Source organism: Marinimicrobium sp. C2-29 (assembly GCF_038419845.1).
In the GTDB taxonomy this organism is placed as follows: Bacteria; Pseudomonadota; Gammaproteobacteria; order Pseudomonadales; family Cellvibrionaceae; genus Marinimicrobium.
The window spans coordinates 103,598-118,466 of sequence record NZ_JBCAQT010000006.1; the positions used below are offsets into that span (position 1 = coordinate 103,598).

Annotated in this window: 14 protein-coding genes; 7 read left to right on the forward strand and 7 right to left on the reverse strand. The window is 62.3% G+C overall.

Going from position 1 to position 14,869, the window contains the following annotated elements; all coding sequences use genetic code 11:
* Positions 1 to 3 precede the first annotated feature (3 nt).
* A complete protein-coding gene (locus tag AAE484_RS07655; RefSeq protein WP_341937773.1) occupies positions 4 to 1,170 on the reverse strand; it encodes an acetylornithine transaminase in 1,167 nt (388 codons plus the stop codon).
* Between the two features lie 394 nt (positions 1,171 to 1,564).
* On the opposite strand from AAE484_RS07655, the gene AAE484_RS07660 reads away from it, so the two are divergent.
* The 4 genes from AAE484_RS07660 to grxD all read left to right on the forward strand — a co-directional run bounded on the left by AAE484_RS07660 (position 1,565) and on the right by grxD (position 8,081).
* The gene (locus AAE484_RS07660) at positions 1,565 to 2,506 is read left to right on the forward strand and encodes a carboxylesterase family protein (RefSeq protein ID WP_341937774.1); all 942 of its coding nucleotides are present in this window, start codon (positions 1,565 to 1,567) and stop codon (positions 2,504 to 2,506) included.
* Between the two features lie 109 nt (positions 2,507 to 2,615).
* A complete protein-coding gene (locus tag AAE484_RS07665) occupies positions 2,616 to 4,664 on the forward strand; it encodes a TonB-dependent receptor family protein (RefSeq protein WP_341937775.1) in 2,049 nt (682 codons plus the stop codon).
* Between the two features lie 551 nt (positions 4,665 to 5,215).
* Positions 5,216 to 7,618, forward strand: a complete 2,403-nt coding sequence (hrpB, locus tag AAE484_RS07670; protein WP_341937776.1) for an ATP-dependent helicase HrpB — start codon at positions 5,216 to 5,218, stop codon at positions 7,616 to 7,618.
* 139 nt (positions 7,619 to 7,757) lie between these two features.
* The gene (gene grxD, locus AAE484_RS07675) at positions 7,758 to 8,081 is read left to right on the forward strand and encodes a Grx4 family monothiol glutaredoxin (RefSeq protein WP_341937777.1); all 324 of its coding nucleotides are present in this window, start codon (positions 7,758 to 7,760) and stop codon (positions 8,079 to 8,081) included.
* A gap of 79 nt (positions 8,082 to 8,160) precedes the next feature.
* Here grxD and AAE484_RS07680 read toward each other — a convergent pair whose 3' ends face one another.
* Positions 8,161 to 8,487 carry a hypothetical protein gene (locus AAE484_RS07680; RefSeq protein ID WP_341937778.1) on the reverse strand — a complete coding sequence of 109 codons (327 nt, stop codon included), beginning with the start codon at positions 8,485 to 8,487 and terminating at the stop codon, positions 8,161 to 8,163.
* A gap of 174 nt (positions 8,488 to 8,661) precedes the next feature.
* Between AAE484_RS07680 and corA the strand changes: the two genes are divergently transcribed.
* The 3 genes from corA (at position 8,662) to AAE484_RS07695 (ending at position 11,270) form a co-directional block, all read left to right on the forward strand.
* Positions 8,662 to 9,615, forward strand: a complete 954-nt coding sequence (corA, locus tag AAE484_RS07685; protein ID WP_341937779.1) for a magnesium/cobalt transporter CorA — start codon at positions 8,662 to 8,664, stop codon at positions 9,613 to 9,615.
* Positions 9,616 to 9,800: 185 nt separating this feature from the next.
* Entirely contained in the window at positions 9,801 to 10,463 is a 663-nt protein-coding gene (locus AAE484_RS07690; protein WP_341937780.1) for an HAD family hydrolase, read from the forward strand.
* 78 nt (positions 10,464 to 10,541) lie between these two features.
* A complete protein-coding gene (locus AAE484_RS07695) occupies positions 10,542 to 11,270 on the forward strand; it encodes an SDR family NAD(P)-dependent oxidoreductase (RefSeq protein WP_341937781.1) in 729 nt (242 codons plus the stop codon).
* Positions 11,271 to 11,285: 15 nt separating this feature from the next.
* On the opposite strand, the gene yjgA is transcribed toward AAE484_RS07695, so the two are convergent.
* The 5 genes from yjgA to ptsN all read right to left on the reverse strand — a co-directional run bounded on the left by yjgA (position 11,286) and on the right by ptsN (position 14,867).
* Complete coding sequence (gene yjgA / locus AAE484_RS07700; RefSeq protein WP_341937782.1) at positions 11,286 to 11,786, reverse strand: ribosome biogenesis factor YjgA; 501 nt, start codon at positions 11,784 to 11,786, stop codon at positions 11,286 to 11,288.
* Complete coding sequence (locus AAE484_RS07705) at positions 11,783 to 13,174, reverse strand: hypothetical protein (RefSeq protein ID WP_341937783.1); 1,392 nt, start codon at positions 13,172 to 13,174, stop codon at positions 11,783 to 11,785. The genes yjgA and AAE484_RS07705 overlap by 4 nt, the downstream gene beginning before the upstream one ends.
* Before the next feature lie 3 nt (positions 13,175 to 13,177).
* Positions 13,178 to 13,453: an HPr family phosphocarrier protein gene (locus AAE484_RS07710; RefSeq protein ID WP_341937784.1), complete on the reverse strand. Its 276-nt coding sequence runs from the start codon at positions 13,451 to 13,453 to the stop codon at positions 13,178 to 13,180.
* A gap of 5 nt (positions 13,454 to 13,458) precedes the next feature.
* Positions 13,459 to 14,331 (reverse strand): RNase adapter RapZ, encoded by an 873-nt coding sequence (gene rapZ / locus AAE484_RS07715; protein WP_341937785.1) that lies wholly within the window; start codon positions 14,329 to 14,331, stop codon positions 13,459 to 13,461.
* Between the two features lie 83 nt (positions 14,332 to 14,414).
* Entirely contained in the window at positions 14,415 to 14,867 is a 453-nt protein-coding gene (gene ptsN / locus AAE484_RS07720; RefSeq protein WP_341937786.1) for a PTS IIA-like nitrogen regulatory protein PtsN, read from the reverse strand.
* Positions 14,868 to 14,869: the final 2 nt, after the last annotated feature.

Sequence of the window (14,869 nt, forward strand, 5' to 3'; positions counted from 1 at the left end):
GGTCTATTGAAAATCGCGGATCAGTTCGGTGACGCCGGTCACCAGTTGTTCGGCTTCCGCGTCAGTCAGAATAAAGGGCGGCAACAGGCGCACTGTATTGCCCGCTGTTACGTTGATGAGCAGTTCGCGCGTGCGTGCCTGGGCCACCAGATCGGCGCAGGGTCGATCCAGCTCAATGCCCAGCATCAGGCCCTTGCCACGGATGTCGATGACCTTGGGGTCGTTTTTCAGGGTTTCTTCAAACTGCTGTAGCAGCCAGTTGCCCAGCCGGGCGGCGCGTTCGATCAGTCCCTCATTGAACAGCGTTTCCATCACGGCAAGGCCGGCGCGACAGGCGAGCGGGTTGCCGCCAAAGGTGGACCCGTGGCTGCCTGGCTGGAATATCTCGGCGGCCCGGCCGCGGGCCAGGCAGGCACCGATGGGCACGCCATTGCCCAGGCCCTTGGCGGTAGTGACCACGTCGGGCTGTATGCCGTTGTGTTGGTAGGCAAAGTAGCGACCGGTGCGACCGTTGCCGGTCTGGATTTCATCCAGCATCAGCAGCCAGTCATTCTGATCGCAGATTTCGCGCAGCTGGTTCAGGTAGTGGGTGGTTGGGACCCGGATGCCGCCCTCGCCCTGAATCGGCTCCACCAGTACTGCGACAATATTGCGGTGCTCGGCCGCAGCGGCGCGCACCGCCTCGGGGTCGTTGTAGGGCAGGCGCACAAAGCCTTCCACCAACGGGGCGAAGCCTTCCTGGGCCTTGCGGTTGCCGGTGGCACTGAGAGTGGCCAGCGTGCGGCCGTGAAAGCTGTTTTCCATCACCAGAATGATCGGGCTATCGACACCCTTGGCATGGCCGTACTTGCGCGCGAGCTTGATCGCCGCCTCGTTGGCCTCGGCGCCCGAGTTGGAGAAAAACACCTTGTCCATGCCCGACTGCTCGCACAGTCGATCGGCCAGCTGGCCCTGGGGCGGAATGTTGTACAGGTTGGACACATGCAGCAGGGTGCCCGCCTGGTCGCAGAGGGCGCGTGTCACGGCCGGGTGGGAGTGACCCAGACCGCAGACCGCAATGCCACTGATGGCATCAATATAACTGTTGCCCTGATCGTCCCACACACGGCTGCCTTCGCCCCTGACCAGGGTCAAAGTGCGGGTACCGTAGGTGTTCATCAGTTTGTCCATCGCTCGCTCCAGGGTGTAAAAGCAACAAAAACGAAAAAACCGCCAAAAGCCTGTGTGAAGTAACAGGCGGCCAACTTGCTGAGGCGGGGATCAGTCGGGACGTACAGAGCCATTCAGGACCATTGACGTGGGGGACACGGACCCCTGAAATGGCAAAAGAGCAATACTATAACCAATTTGAACGCAAAGCAAACGGCCCCCGAGCGCACGACAAACGGCCCCCGAGCGCACGACAAACGGCCCCGAGCGCACGACAAAAGGCCCGGAGCGCTGAGCTAACGGGCTCGAGAGCGCCCCCCGGGGCGGGCTTTCCCGTTGTCCGCCCCGGGGGAGACTTCGCGCCGCGGCTCGCCTATAGTAGGCAGCTCTGATAATTCCGGTAATGGAGTATTCAATGCATAAAACTCGACAATTGATGGTTTTCAGCCTCTGGCTGGTTCTGGCCGGCTGTGCGCACCAGAGTATGCATCATGACGACCGTTCGACGCCGTCTCTCGAGCGATTGGCCTATGAGAGTCAACTTGATGGCAGGGAGCGTGAATTCTTTGTCTATTTGCCGCCGGGCTATGCTGATGAGCCGGAGCGTGACTGGCCGGTCATGCTGTTCTTGCACGGCAATGGGGAGCGGGGCAATGGCCGGGACGAGCTGGGCTTTGTCCTGTCACACGGTCCCATTTACGAGGCCTGGGTCCAGAAGCGCGATCGGCCTTTTATCATCATCTCACCGCAACTGCCGATGTTTGGTATGGATGAGCATGCTGATTATCTGCGGGACCGCGATCCGGAGCAGATGGCGAGTCGTCTGGAAAGCGGCACACCCCCGAGACCCGAGCCCTTCGACACCCCCCAGCCGATGACCGGGGTCCCGGCAACGGAGTCCATGAAGGACCAATCGGCCGTGCTGCCCGGCGGCTGGGATCGGATCGAAGACGACCTGATCATGATGCTGGACCGGGTGGAGCGTGAGTATCGTACCGATCCACAACGTCAGTACCTGACCGGACTGAGCTACGGCGGGTTTGGTACCTGGTATCTTGCCAGCCATCACCCCGAGCGCTTTGCCGCCATCGCTCCAGTGGTCGGCTGGGGGCATCCGAAGCTGATGGCACCGATCGCAGACAACCAGTTACCACTCTGGGCCTTTGCCGCCGGGCGTGATCCGGTGGTGAAGATTGAGGATTTCTACCCGGGCCTGAATCGGCTCGAAGCGCTCGGGCACAACGACGTTCGCTTTACCAATCACGAGGGTATGGGGCATGACGCCTGGACCCGCGTCTACCAGAGCGACGATTTCTATCAGTGGCTGCTCGAACATGAGCGAGCCGAAGGAAAATAAGTCGGCCAATTCTGATAAAAAGATCCCGTTTTGGTAGGCTTGCGTACTTTTGCGTGGCCCCTCAGTTGATGGGCCACCATTCCATTTTGAATATCGGATTTTAATGCGTATGAAGTTTCTGAAGGTAGCCCTGGGCACCGTATCGTTTCTGGCTCTCTCCACACAGGCCGACGGCCTCGAAACCCTGGTGGTGACCGGTGACCGCGAAGGTGATCTGGCCGAACAACTGCCCGGCGCCGCGCGTCTTGCCATGGACCGGCAGCAACCGGGAATGCGCATCGACAGCGCCGAACTGTTGCAGGGCCTGCCCGGCGTGCAGGCCGACAGTCGTTCCAACTACGCCCAGGATACCCGTCTGACCCTGCGCGGCTTCGGTGCCCGCTCGGCGTTCGGGGTGCGCGGCATCGATCTGCAGATGGACGGTATTCCCCTGAGCACGCCGGATGGTCAGGGGCAGCTCTCCAGCCTGATGGTGGATGACGTCGAGTCGGTCCAGGTGCTACGCGGCCCCCTGGCGGCGCTCTACGGCAACGGTGCTGGCGGCGTGATCCGCTTTGACAGTCGCGCCCCCGAGAGCAATCGGCTCGGCGTGCGCCTGCTGGCCGGTGACGGCGATCGTCAGCGCCAGGCGTTGAGCGGGCAGTGGGCCTCCGGCAACTGGGGGGCGCGTCTGCGGGGCTCGCGCTTTCAGAGCGACGGCGAGCGCCCCCACGCCGAGGCCGAGCGTCGTCACGGTGGGGCCCAGGTCTACCATCGCGCCGACAGCGGTGTTGAAACGGTGGTGCGCCTGGATACCAGCGAAGATCCGCTGCTGCAGGACCCCCTGGGCCTGAGCCCCGAGCAGTGGCGCGAGAACCCGGAGGCCGGTAATGACCGGGCCGAGACCTTCAACACCCGCAAGAGTATCCGCCACCGCCAGGGCTCGGTGAGCCTGCGCCAGCGCGAATCGGAAAACCGGTGGCAGCTGGCGTTCTGGCGCGGCCAGCGGGAAGTGAATCAGTGGCTGGCCTTTCCCGGCGGTGATATCACCAGTTCGGGGGCGGTCATCGATCTGACCCGGGACTTCTCCGGTGCACGCGGCAGCTACACCCGCGATCTGACACTGGCCGGCACCCCCCTGGAAGCGACGGTCGGGGTCAGCCTGGAACAGATGGATGACCGCCGTCGCGGCTACGTGAACAACAACGGCGAAACCGGCGACCTGCGCCGGGACGAGCTGGGCGAAGTGGACAGCCGGGATCTGTACGGCATTCTCTCCTGGGCGCCGGCCGAGCGCTGGGAGCTGACCGGCGGTCTGCGCCACAGCGATCTGGACTTCAGTGTCGATGATGATTTTATCGTCCCACCCGAGGGCGATTCGCCCGGCAACCCGGACGACAGCGGCGGCCGCGACTACGACTTTCTCTCGGGCGCGCTGGGCGTCGAGTATCAGGTGAACGCGCGCTGGCAGGCCTATGCCAGCGCCGGGCGCGGGCACGAAACCCCGACTCTGACCGAGACGGCCTACCGCAATGAAGGCAGCGGCCTGAACACGGCGCTGGACCCCACCGTCAATGACCAGAGCGAGCTGGGGCTGCGTTTTACCCCGGCCGATGAGTTCGCATCATTGGATATGAGCCTGTTTCAGATTGACAGCGAGGATGAGCTGGTGGTGGATCAGTCGGAAGGGGGCCGCACCACCTACCGCAACGCCGCCGCCACCGAGCGCTGGGGCCTGGAAGTCAGTGGCGAGCTGTCCCTGGCCCCGGCCTGGTGGGCGCGCTTCAGCGCCAGTTATCTGGATGCGGAATATTCGGAAGGACCCTGGCAGGGCAACCAACTGCCGGGAATCGCGGAGACCAATCTCTACGCCCAGCTACGCTGGGAGCCGTTGCTGGACGACCGCATCGGCCTGGCCCTGGTAAGCCGCTATCGCAGTGAGATTGCGACGGGGGATGACAATGAGACCTTCGCCCCCTCGGCCACGCTCTGGGATCTGAGTGTGGACTCCCATCAGCAGTGGGGCGACTGGACGCTGGAGGCCTGGGCCAAGGCGGCGAATCTGACCGATGAGACCTATGTGGGCTCGGTGATTGTCAACCAGGGCAGCGGCCGCTCCTTCGAGCCCGCCCCGGGACGCAATCTGAGCGCCGGTCTGAATGTTGATTATCGGTGGTAGGGGGGGGACCCTCAGAGATAGCCGGATGTGAAACTTCAGGTGGTTGCTTTACGTCCGGCCCGCTTTGAGGTGGATTGTTTCAAGACACGTGGCGAGTACGTGACGTGAAGGGATTCACTAATGCCGCGATGGCATGGATGCCATAGAGCGGCCCCTGTAACTCGTCAACACTAGTCCCGCGGTTGACGGTCTTGAAACAATCCACCTCAAATCGGTCCTCCGAGCTTCGTAGATACAAACCTTCCGGAAATAATGTTGGGAATTGATAATCTCTGTGGCAGGTGGCGCTACCGCTAACCTGCCCTACGGGTTCGTTCGGTGGGCTCTACAAGGTGCGGAGGACCGATCTGGGGTAAGGTCTTCCCGGACCGTCACCAACAGGATGTTGGTGGAGAGGCCCCATGGATGGGTTTACGCCGTGTCCGGGAAGACCTTACCCCTGAGCGGGCCGGACGTTGATGCAAACACCGAAGGTTCCCCAAACCTCCATACAGGAATTGACCTGAAAAGAGTTCGTGATTGGCCATCCCCGCAACCCGGAAAACAATGTGATGACGACTGAACTACCCAGCCTGCCTCTGAGTGACTACCGCGCCGACTTCGAGCAGGCTCTGTCGCAAGGGCCACTGCTGCTCGAAGCCGAGCCCGGGGCTGGCAAATCCACCCTGGCACCGCTCTGGGCGCTTGAGCTCGCCCCGGCCGGGCAACAGGTCTGGCTCGTACAGCCGCGCGTGCTCGCCGCTCGCAGCCTAGCCCGCCGGCTGGCGCAACTGCGGGGCGAAAGCGTCGGGCAGAGCGTGGGCTACCAGGTGCCGTTTGATCGCCAGGAAAGCGCCGAGACCCGGCTGCGAGTGATGACCCCGGGCATCCTCCTGCAACACCTGCTGCGCGATCCCGGGCTCGATGGGGTGGCCACGGTCATGCTCGATGAAGTGCACGAACGCAGCCTCGATCAGGACACCGCCTGGGCCTGGCTGCAGGAAGTGGCACTGTTGCGCGACGACCTGCAACTGGTGCTCATGTCCGCCACCCCCGATCCGGCCTTGCGCCAACAGATCGCCCAACAGATCGCCGCCCCCGGGCGCTGCTTCCCGGTCAGCGTGGACTATCGGCCGCCGCGCAAAGACTCGCGCCAGTGGCGTGAATCGATCGACGAGCAACTGCTGCGCGCCCTTGAGAATCTGCCCGACTGGCAAGTGCAGACCGCCCTGGTGTTTCTGCCCGGCTGGGGCGCGATCGAAGCCTGCGCCCGGGCCCTGGGTCGCGTTCACCCCGGAGCGCGGGTGGAACGGCTTCACAGCCGGGTGCCCGATGCGGAACAGAATCGGGCGCTGGATCCGGCCAGCGGTCCGCGCCTGATCCTGGCGACGAACATCGCCGAAACCTCCCTGACCATTGCCGACGTCACCCTGGTGATCGACTCGGGGCTGGTGCGCCAGCCGGAATACGAGCAGCGTACCGGCATCAGCCGCCTGCGCGACCGGCGAATCAGTCGGGCCAGCGCCGAGCAGCGCCGGGGCCGGGCCGGGCGGGTACAGGAGGGACACTGTGTCCGGCTCTGGTCGTCGGAAGAGGTACTGGCGCCGGCGGAGCAGCCGGAGATTCGCGCTACCGACTACCGGCCCCTGGCCCTGCGTCTGGCGCACTGGGGCTCGCCGGTGATGGACCTGCCCTGGCTCGAGTCGCCCAACCCCATGGCCCTCGATCAGGCCCGGACCCAGCTGCGGTCCTGGCAACTGCTGGATGCGGACAATCGAATCACCGAGGCGGGGCGGCAGGTCTCGGCGCTGGGCACCCATCCGCGTCTGGCGGCGCTGCTTCAGGATCAGGTCCGGGAGCAGGGCGCCCTGGCCGACGCGGTCTTGTGGCTGGCCCTGGCGCTGCATTTTGACTGGCGGACGCCGGGTGAGAGCGATGACTGGCTGGGCTCCGCCGGTCGGGAGCTGGAGCGCAATCGCCAGTGGCAACAACAGCGCCGGCGGTGGCTCAGGGTGCTGGGTGCTTCCGTCCGCGAGATCGGGCACCTTGAGCCGACGCGTCTGGCCTGGGCCTTTCGCGATCGCATTGGCCATCGGCAGGCGTCTGGCCGCTACCGCCTGAACAGTGGCATCAGCGTGGCGCCGGAAACGCCGCTCAGTGAGGACTGGGCCGTCTTTCCCCAGATTGCGGCGCGCGGTAAAGGTCACATGGGACAGGGCTGGCCGCTGGAGCTGAATGCCGCCCAAAGGCGCGAGCTGAGCGAGCCGGAAGCGCAGCTGGAACATCGGGGCAAAGGCTGGCGCCGGCGGGTGATCTGGCGCATGGGCGGCGCGGTGAGCGCGGAGGATCTTGAGCCCCTGACGGCGGAGGCGGTGGCGCCGGCTCTGGTGGCGGATATCCAGCATCACGGCCTGGATCTGTACCCCTGGAGCCAGGGCGCCCAACAATTGCTGCGCCGGGCACGTCTGGCCGCGGAATACCAACTGCTGAGCCTGCCCGATCTGGGTGAGGCGGCACTGCTCGGTCAACTGGCGCAGTGGCTGGCGCCCTTCCTGGGCCCGGCCAACCGGCCCGACGCGCTGCCCTGGGAGCAGGGGCTGGCGTTTTATCTTGGGTATGACGTCCTCCAGGCGCTGGATCGGCTATTGCCCACGCACCTGACCCTGCCCAGCGAACGGCGTGTGGCGATTGTGTATCCCGACGGCGGCCTGCCTGAGGTGAGCGGCAAGCTGCAGGAGTTCTTTGGCTGCCGGCAGATGGCGCTGGCCGAGGGCAGGGTGCCTCTGCGCTTGCATCTGGCCTCACCTAACGGCAGCCCGCTGGCGATCACCGCCGACCTGGCGTCGTTCTGGCAGGGTGCCTACCCGGAGGTGCGCAAACAGATGCGTGGTCGCTATCCCAAGCACCCCTGGCCCGAGGATCCGCTCAGTCATGCTCCGACACGTCTGACCAAAAAGCGGCTGGCGGGTGGCTGACTGGTTTCCCCGCGTCGGCTGCGTTAGAATATAATACTTGAGTCGCACACTGGGTTTTTGCCCGGCGGGCGCTCCGGTAATTTCCATGATTTAACGTGAATTCGCACAACCACGCACAACCAAGAGGTCAGCAAGTCCTATGGACGACGTACAGGCAAGCATCAAACAGCAAATTGAAGAGAATCCGGTCATTCTTTTTATGAAGGGTTCACCCAATGCGCCCCAGTGCGGTTTTTCTCAGCGCACCTCCCAGGCCGTCATGGCGTGTGGCCAGCGTTTTGCCTACGTGGACGTGCTCGCGAACCCCGACATTCGTGCGGGTTTGCCCCAGTACGGCAACTGGCCGACCTTTCCTCAGCTGTGGGTGAACGGCGAGCTGATCGGCGGTAATGACATCGTGCTGGAAATGTACGAAAGCGGTGAGCTCAAGCCCCTGCTGGAATCGGCCGCGGTCAAAGAGTAACGCCAGCGCCCGGTGGGTTCAGCGAACCCACCGGGCTTGTTTTCTTTCACAGCCGGCGCTCAGAGCCGGGTCTCTTCGTTCAGAAAGCCACCAGATATACGATCAACAATCCCACCAGCGCCACACCACTGAAAATGATCAGCCCCAGCCCCAACCGCCTATGGCGGCGGATGCGCAAGTTCTGCTCCTGCGTCTGTTGGCCCAGTTGGTGTACCTGCCAGGCCAGATCGCGGGATTTGACCAGCTTGGCCCGCATATCCATGAGCACCTGAATATCCTGGTCGATCACTGCCTGGGCATCCGTGTCGCCGCTGACGCGCTCGCGGGCATCGTTCAGGTTGGCCAGCTGCTGTTCCAGGCGGTGCATTTTGGCGTCGATGTTGGCGGAGATGTCGTTGATTTGCATGGGCCTGTGCGATCGTTATTGTGGTAAACCACTACTTTAACAGATCCGGGCCGGGGGCGTCTGTTGTATACTCCACGGCATCAAACCGTCAAATCACTGTGCTATGGTGATGGGATGATTTACCGGACTTGATTTTACCGAGCTTGACTCTACCGTACTCGAGGAGACCCGTTCATGTTGAGAATGTTTAATATCCGGGGCGCCACGCTGCGCGACCAGCCCGTGGATGAAGATAACCTCAAGGCGGCGCTGGATGATGCGGTCTGGATTGATGCGCATGAGCCCACGGAAGAAGAGCGCGGGCTGCTCAATACCTTCCTGCGTGCGGAATTGCCCGAGTCTGACGATGTGGAGGAGATCGAGTTCTCCGCGCGTTACTTTCAGGATGGTGCCGGTCTGCACGTTCACTCCCTGTTTCTCTCGCCGGGGGAGGGGCGGCACAGCACCGTGACGGTCGCCTTCATCCTGCAGGACAAGCGGTTGATCACCCTGCGCGATGGCGATCTGGCGGACTTCCGTCTGTTGCGCATGCGTGCCCGGCGCGGGCAGGTGCAGGCCGCCTCACCTCAGGATCTGATGATCACCATGTTTGAGCAGAAGGTCGAGAACCTGGCCGACGTGCTCGAGGATATTCACCGCAAGCTGGAGGATGTCAGCCACCTGGTGCTGGAAGACGAAGACGCCGACCTGGAAGATGCCATCGACAAGCTGGCCAAGCTGGAAGACAGCAACGGTAAAATCCGGCTGTGTCTGATGGATACCCAGCGCTCGATTTCGTTTCTGCAGCGGCATCTGCGTGAGCACTTTGAACTGCAGGAAACCGCGCGCGAAATCAAACGCGATGTGGATACGCTCATGTCCCACACCGCGTTTCTGTTCGACAAAATCAACTTCCTGATGGACTCGACCCAGGGCTTCATCAACATTGAACAGAGCCAGATCATCAAGACCTTTTCCATTGCCGCGGTGGTATTTCTTCCCCCCACAGTAATTGCCAGCATCTACGGCATGAACTTTGACCTGATGCCCGAGCTACATTGGAAATACGGCTATGTCTTTGCGCTGGTGGTCATGGTCATGGCGGGTATTGCGCCCTACCTGTATTTCAAACACAAAGACTGGTTGTAAATCTGAATGGGTAGGACCGATTCGGGGTGCAGTGTTCCCAGACCGTGGAGCGGGGGACCCGCGATGCGAGCCTACAGGGATGTATTCACGGCGTGTCTGGGAACACTGCACCCCGAAGCGGGCCGGGCTCAACGCGCCGTTCACCGATTTTTCTATCTTTCCTTTAACAATCTGGGGTAAATATTTTGTACAAAGCTGTGTTGTTCGACTGCGACGGCGTTCTGGTCGACTCGGAAATTCTCGCCACCCGGGCCCTGCATCGATCGGTACAGACTCTGGGGTTGCCCTACTCGGAACAGGAGGTGGCCGAGACCTTTACCGGACACAGCTTTCCCGATTGTGTCGCCATGGTAGAAGAGCGGCTGGGCAAACCCATTCCGGACATGAACGGCTTCATGGAGGACAACCGCCGTTTCTCCGAACAGCTGATGCGCACCGAGCTGATCACCATGCCCGGAATAGAGCGGGTGCTGGCACAACTGACTCACCCCTTTGCGCTGGTGACCAACTCCCGCACCTTTGAGCTGGAGCTCAAACTCTCGGTGACCGGGCTGGATGTGTACTTTCCGTCCGCCCGCCGGTTTGATTCGCAGAAGCTTGCGGTATCAAAACCCGACCCGGCAATCTATCAGCGGGCGGCCGAGCAGATCGGTATGGACATCAGAGACTGTCTGGTGATCGAAGACAGTGTGCCCGGCCTGACCGCCGCCACCCAGGCTGGCGCCACCGTCTGGGCCTATCGTCCCCACGCCAGCGAACAGCAGCTGCGCGACTTTGGCGTGGACCGGGTATTTCACAATTGGTCAGACTTTTCGCTTCCCGATGGGCCGCGCGGCCCTCTGGCCTGATCGCACCTGCCTCGGTAAACGTATTGCTGGAAACAGGACGCCGAGTCCGCCCGCCGTCATCGTTTCAGGAGGTGTTCAATGAAGCCCGTCGCACTCGTCTTTGGCGCCAACAGCGCCATCGCCCAGGCGCTGATCCCCCATTTTTCCGAACATCATCGGGTGGTCGCGGTCACCCGCTCGGGGGATCACGACTTGCCCCGGGTAGAACAACAGCTTGCCTGTGATTACAGCGAAACGGCACTGGCCGAACTGGCGCAGACCATCGAGGATGAGTACGGGGAAGTTGAGCTGTTGTTCTGCGCGGTGGGAGTGCTGCACCGGAGCGATCCCGGTTCGGATAAACCGCAGATGCCGGAAAAGAAACTGTCGGAGTTGAGCGCCGAGCAACTGACGCACTATTTTACCGTCAACAGCATCGTCCCGGCGATGATTCTCAAACACCTGGTTCCGTTGATGCCCCGGGCGCGCGCCTCACGCGTGGTGCTGCTCAGCGCCAAAATTGCCGGCATCAGCGATAATCGCCTGGGTGGCTGGTATGGCTACCGCGCCTCCAAGGCCGCGCTCAATATGCTGGCAAAAACCGCCTCGGTGGAGTTGGCCCGCTCTCATCGCCAACTGTGCCTGGTGGCGCTGCACCCCGGCACCACCGATACCCCGCTCTCGCAACCCTTTACCCGCTCCCTGCCGGAGGATCGGTTGTTCAGCCCCGAGCTGACCGCCGAGCGTCTCTGGGGGGTGATGGAGCGCCTCCGCCCCGAGGATACCGGGCGTTTTCTGCACTGGGACGGGACCGATCTGCCCTGGTAAATTAGGCCATCTAAGTCAGCCCATCAGTTCGCGCAGATAACGCAAGAGCTTGCGCTGGGCACTGGCGGGTTTTTGTGCCTGTAGTTCTTTCTGTGTCTGGCGCAGCAGCTGGCGCAGGTGCTGAATATCGGTGGCCGGGTGGTCGTCGATGAACGCCTGGAGCGCGTCCGGCTCCTGTAGCAGGCGGTCGCGCCACTGCTCGGCCTGCTGCTGACGCTGAACCTGGACCCGACTGTTCTGGTTGAACTGTTCCATGGCCGTTTCCAGCGCGGGTTGATCGGCTTCGCGCATCAGCCGGCCGATAAACTGCATCTGCCTTCGACGGGCCTCTCGGTGGCGCAGGCGGCGCATTTCCAGCAGTGCCGCGTGCAGACGGGGCTCGAGCGGCAGGCGATTGAGCTGCTCTTCGCTCAGCTCCGTCAGGGCCTTGCCCAGATCCTGCAGTGCGTGCATTTCCCGTTTGAGCTGGGATTTGCTTTTGAAATCCTCGTCCTGTTCAAAATCGTCGTGGTTCATCGTCTCTGGTACTCGGTGCGGGACTGATGGTTGGCGTGATGTGGATGCCCGCCTGAGTGGCGGCGGTCCTGCTCTGGCAATGGCTCGACCAAAGGCATACCGGGCGCGGCGTGCACGCCAATGGCGGCGGGACTCAGGTTGGCGCACCACCCGAGGCCCTCTGTCAGTGGTTCGGGGTCGGGCAGGTTGGCCAGGTGGGTCTGCACATCGTTCTGATCGAGCAGTAATTGCAGGGCCAGAGTGGCTCGCGGCTTCAGTGAATCGTGCCCAACGCGGCCTCTCTGCCCCCAGCGAACGGTAAAGTCATTGCAACTGGCGTTATCACTGTCGGGACGGTCGGTAAAAGCCAGTTCGCGGGTCACGTCGAAGTGGTACTGCATCATGACCTCTTCAAACAGCATGGCGGTATCTTCCAGAAACAGCGTCCGGCTGGCGGTGACGTAGGAGTAAGAGTCGCTGGCCGTGTCTTGCGAAAAGTTCAGGCCGACTTCCTGCGCGGTCAGTTGTTGTTCCTGCTCAGTGGCATCGCGCCCCTGATACATGACTTCGGCCAGATCCATCATCAATTCGGAACTGAGCGGATAATCCCGGGCCAGGGCGGCGGAAATGCTCGCCGATTGCACCCGGCTCGCGGCCTGGGCCGGCGTGAGGCTCATGTCCAGGTTTGGTTGTTCGCTCGGGGGCAAGTAGTCGTTGGCGTGCGCCAGTTCGTGAAACAGCAGGGCGGCCAAAGGCGCGAGAATCTGTTCCAGCTCCCGGGACTGTCCCGGGCCGCTCAATGGCGCGTTGCGCCAGGCGTAATCGCCGTCGCGGACATAGCGCCAGAGCACATCGAAATCCAGTTCGCGATCAAAGTCACTGCGATAATCGGGAGCTTCGGATATGGTGTCGCGCTCGGCGATATTCAGCCAGAGTCGGGCCGGATCCAGGTAAATGGCCCCGGTGGACAGCCAGTAGTAGGAAGGACGGATGTCGGCGCCGATCACCACGGCGGTGACCCCCTTGAAGAGCTGGAGCAGCTCGTCAGGCTGGGCGCGCAGGGCCTGTTCAAAGCGTTGCGCCATCCAGTCGTCACTGACCAGCGTGCGCTCAAGTACCGCCTCCGGAGTCAGCGTCTCACGCTCCTGCCCCAGCAATGGCAGCCGCTCCAGAGTGCAGAAAGCGTGGTTGTTGTTGCCCCCGCGATTGAACACCCGGGCGCAGTCGATCAGCTCGGAAGCGTAAGTGGAGCCGGGGCGGGCAGGCCGCAATTCAGCTTGGGGGGCGACCACATCCAGCCGCCCCGGGCCGCCATCGCCCCCGCAGGCCTGCAGGATCAAAAGCAGCAGTGCCAGTGCGATCAGCGAACCCGAACGCGCCAGGGCAGGGCGCAAATCCTCAATCGGCATCGTTTACTCGCCTTCTTCAAAACGATTGGCAATCAGCTCGCGAATGGCTTCCAGTGCGTTGGATTCATCTTCGCCTTCGGCGTGGATTTCCAGTTCCGAGCCATGACCGGCGGCGAGCAGCATGAGCGACATGACACTCTTGCCATCCACCCACTGTTGACTGCCGGGGCAGCGCGCCTGCACCTGGCAGCCAAAATTGGCGGCGGTGGTCGCAAACTTGGCGGCAGCCCGGGCATGCAGGCCCTTCTTGTTGACGATCTTGACGGTGGTCGACGGCATGGTGATTAGGGTTCTTCCCGTTGACTCAGTTCCCGGTGGCGCACCTGGACATTGTCGTAGTGTTGGACAAAGTGGCTCTGCAGTTTTTCGGCCAGGTAAACCGACCGGTGCTGGCCCCCGGTACAACCGATGGCCACGGTAATGTAGCTGCGACTGTTGGCTTTGTAGTGGGGCAACCAGCGCGTCAGGAAGTGTTCAATGTCCCCGTACATCTGTCGGACTTTCTCTTCCTGCTCGAGAAACTCCACCACGGCCTGATCCTGGCCGGTCTGGGAGCGCAGATTGGGCTTCCAGTGCGGGTTGGGCAGACAGCGGGCGTCGAACACCAGGTCGGCGTTGACCGGTACCCCGTGCTTGAAACCGAACGACTCGAATTGGATGGCCATGCTTGCCTCGTGCCGGCCGACCACGCGCTCTTTGACCAGATCGCGCAGCTCGTGCAGGTTGAGGTGACTGGTGTCCAGCACCTGATCGGCGGTATCGCGAATCGGCTCGAGCAGCGTCTGTTCCTTGGTGATGGCCTCCTGAAGATTGGTGTCCAGATCGCTCAGAGGATGTTTGCGCCGGGTTTCGCTGAAACGCTGCATCAGTACCGGGATGCGGGTGTCGAGAAACATCACATGGAAGGGAATGTGGGCGTCTTTCAGGGTGCTGATCATATCCGGGAAGATACTCAGGTCCTGCCAGGCGTTGCGCACGTCGATGCCGATCGCGAACTTCTGGTCGTCGGTGTCCCGGTGAATCTGGATCTGGGCCACCAGGGCGGGCAGCAGGCTGACCGGCAGATTGTCGATACAGTTGTACCCCACGTCTTCCAGGACGTGCAGGGCGGTACTTTTACCGGAGCCGGAGAGGCCACTGACAATGATCAAATGCATGGAGTTTCAATTCCTGGGGTGCTGCCGTTCGAATGACGCTGACGTTGTTTGATCCCGGCCGTGCGGAGGCGCCGGGCCTGGTCCTACTGCCCGTCGACGGCGACCTGATACAGGTCCCGGTCGCTTTGTGCCTGACGCAGGCTGTCCCGGTAGTTGGCGTCGTTGAGCATGCTGGCCAGGGAGGCGAGCGTCTGCAGATGCTCATCCTGGGCGTGCTCGGGTACCAACATGGCAAAGAGTACGTCCACCGGCTCGGAATCGATCGCGTCGAACTCGATTGGCTCTTTCAGGGTGATCAGGGCCCCCAGAGTGCCATCGCAGTTGCTCACCCGGCAGTGGGGGATGGCAATGCCATGGCCGATGCCGGTTGAGCCCAGGCGCTCACGGGCGATCAGACGGCGAAACAGATCGTCGGCATCAATGGCCGGGACGTCTTCAGCGATGGTGGTGGCCAGAATCTCCAACGCCCGTTTCTTGCTGACACCCTCAATGCCGCACAGGGTGCGGCTGGGGCTGATAATTGACTGAATATCCATAG

Coding starts and splice junctions, on each gene's coding strand:
- AAE484_RS07655 (WP_341937773.1), bottom strand. CDS start 1,170: ATGGACAAACTGATGAACACCTACGGTACCCGCACTTTGACCCTGGTC.
- AAE484_RS07660 (WP_341937774.1), top strand. CDS start 1,565: ATGCATAAAACTCGACAATTGATGGTTTTCAGCCTCTGGCTGGTTCTG.
- AAE484_RS07665 (WP_341937775.1), top strand. CDS start 2,616: ATGAAGTTTCTGAAGGTAGCCCTGGGCACCGTATCGTTTCTGGCTCTC.
- hrpB (WP_341937776.1), top strand. CDS start 5,216: ATGACGACTGAACTACCCAGCCTGCCTCTGAGTGACTACCGCGCCGAC.
- grxD (WP_341937777.1), top strand. CDS start 7,758: ATGGACGACGTACAGGCAAGCATCAAACAGCAAATTGAAGAGAATCCG.
- AAE484_RS07680 (WP_341937778.1), bottom strand. CDS start 8,487: ATGCAAATCAACGACATCTCCGCCAACATCGACGCCAAAATGCACCGC.
- corA (WP_341937779.1), top strand. CDS start 8,662: ATGTTGAGAATGTTTAATATCCGGGGCGCCACGCTGCGCGACCAGCCC.
- AAE484_RS07695 (WP_341937781.1), top strand. CDS start 10,542: ATGAAGCCCGTCGCACTCGTCTTTGGCGCCAACAGCGCCATCGCCCAG.
- yjgA (WP_341937782.1), bottom strand. CDS start 11,786: ATGAACCACGACGATTTTGAACAGGACGAGGATTTCAAAAGCAAATCC.
- AAE484_RS07705 (WP_341937783.1), bottom strand. CDS start 13,174: ATGCCGATTGAGGATTTGCGCCCTGCCCTGGCGCGTTCGGGTTCGCTG.
- AAE484_RS07710 (WP_341937784.1), bottom strand. CDS start 13,453: ATGCCGTCGACCACCGTCAAGATCGTCAACAAGAAGGGCCTGCATGCC.
- rapZ (WP_341937785.1), bottom strand. CDS start 14,331: ATGCATTTGATCATTGTCAGTGGCCTCTCCGGCTCCGGTAAAAGTACC.
- ptsN (WP_341937786.1), bottom strand. CDS start 14,867: ATGGATATTCAGTCAATTATCAGCCCCAGCCGCACCCTGTGCGGCATT.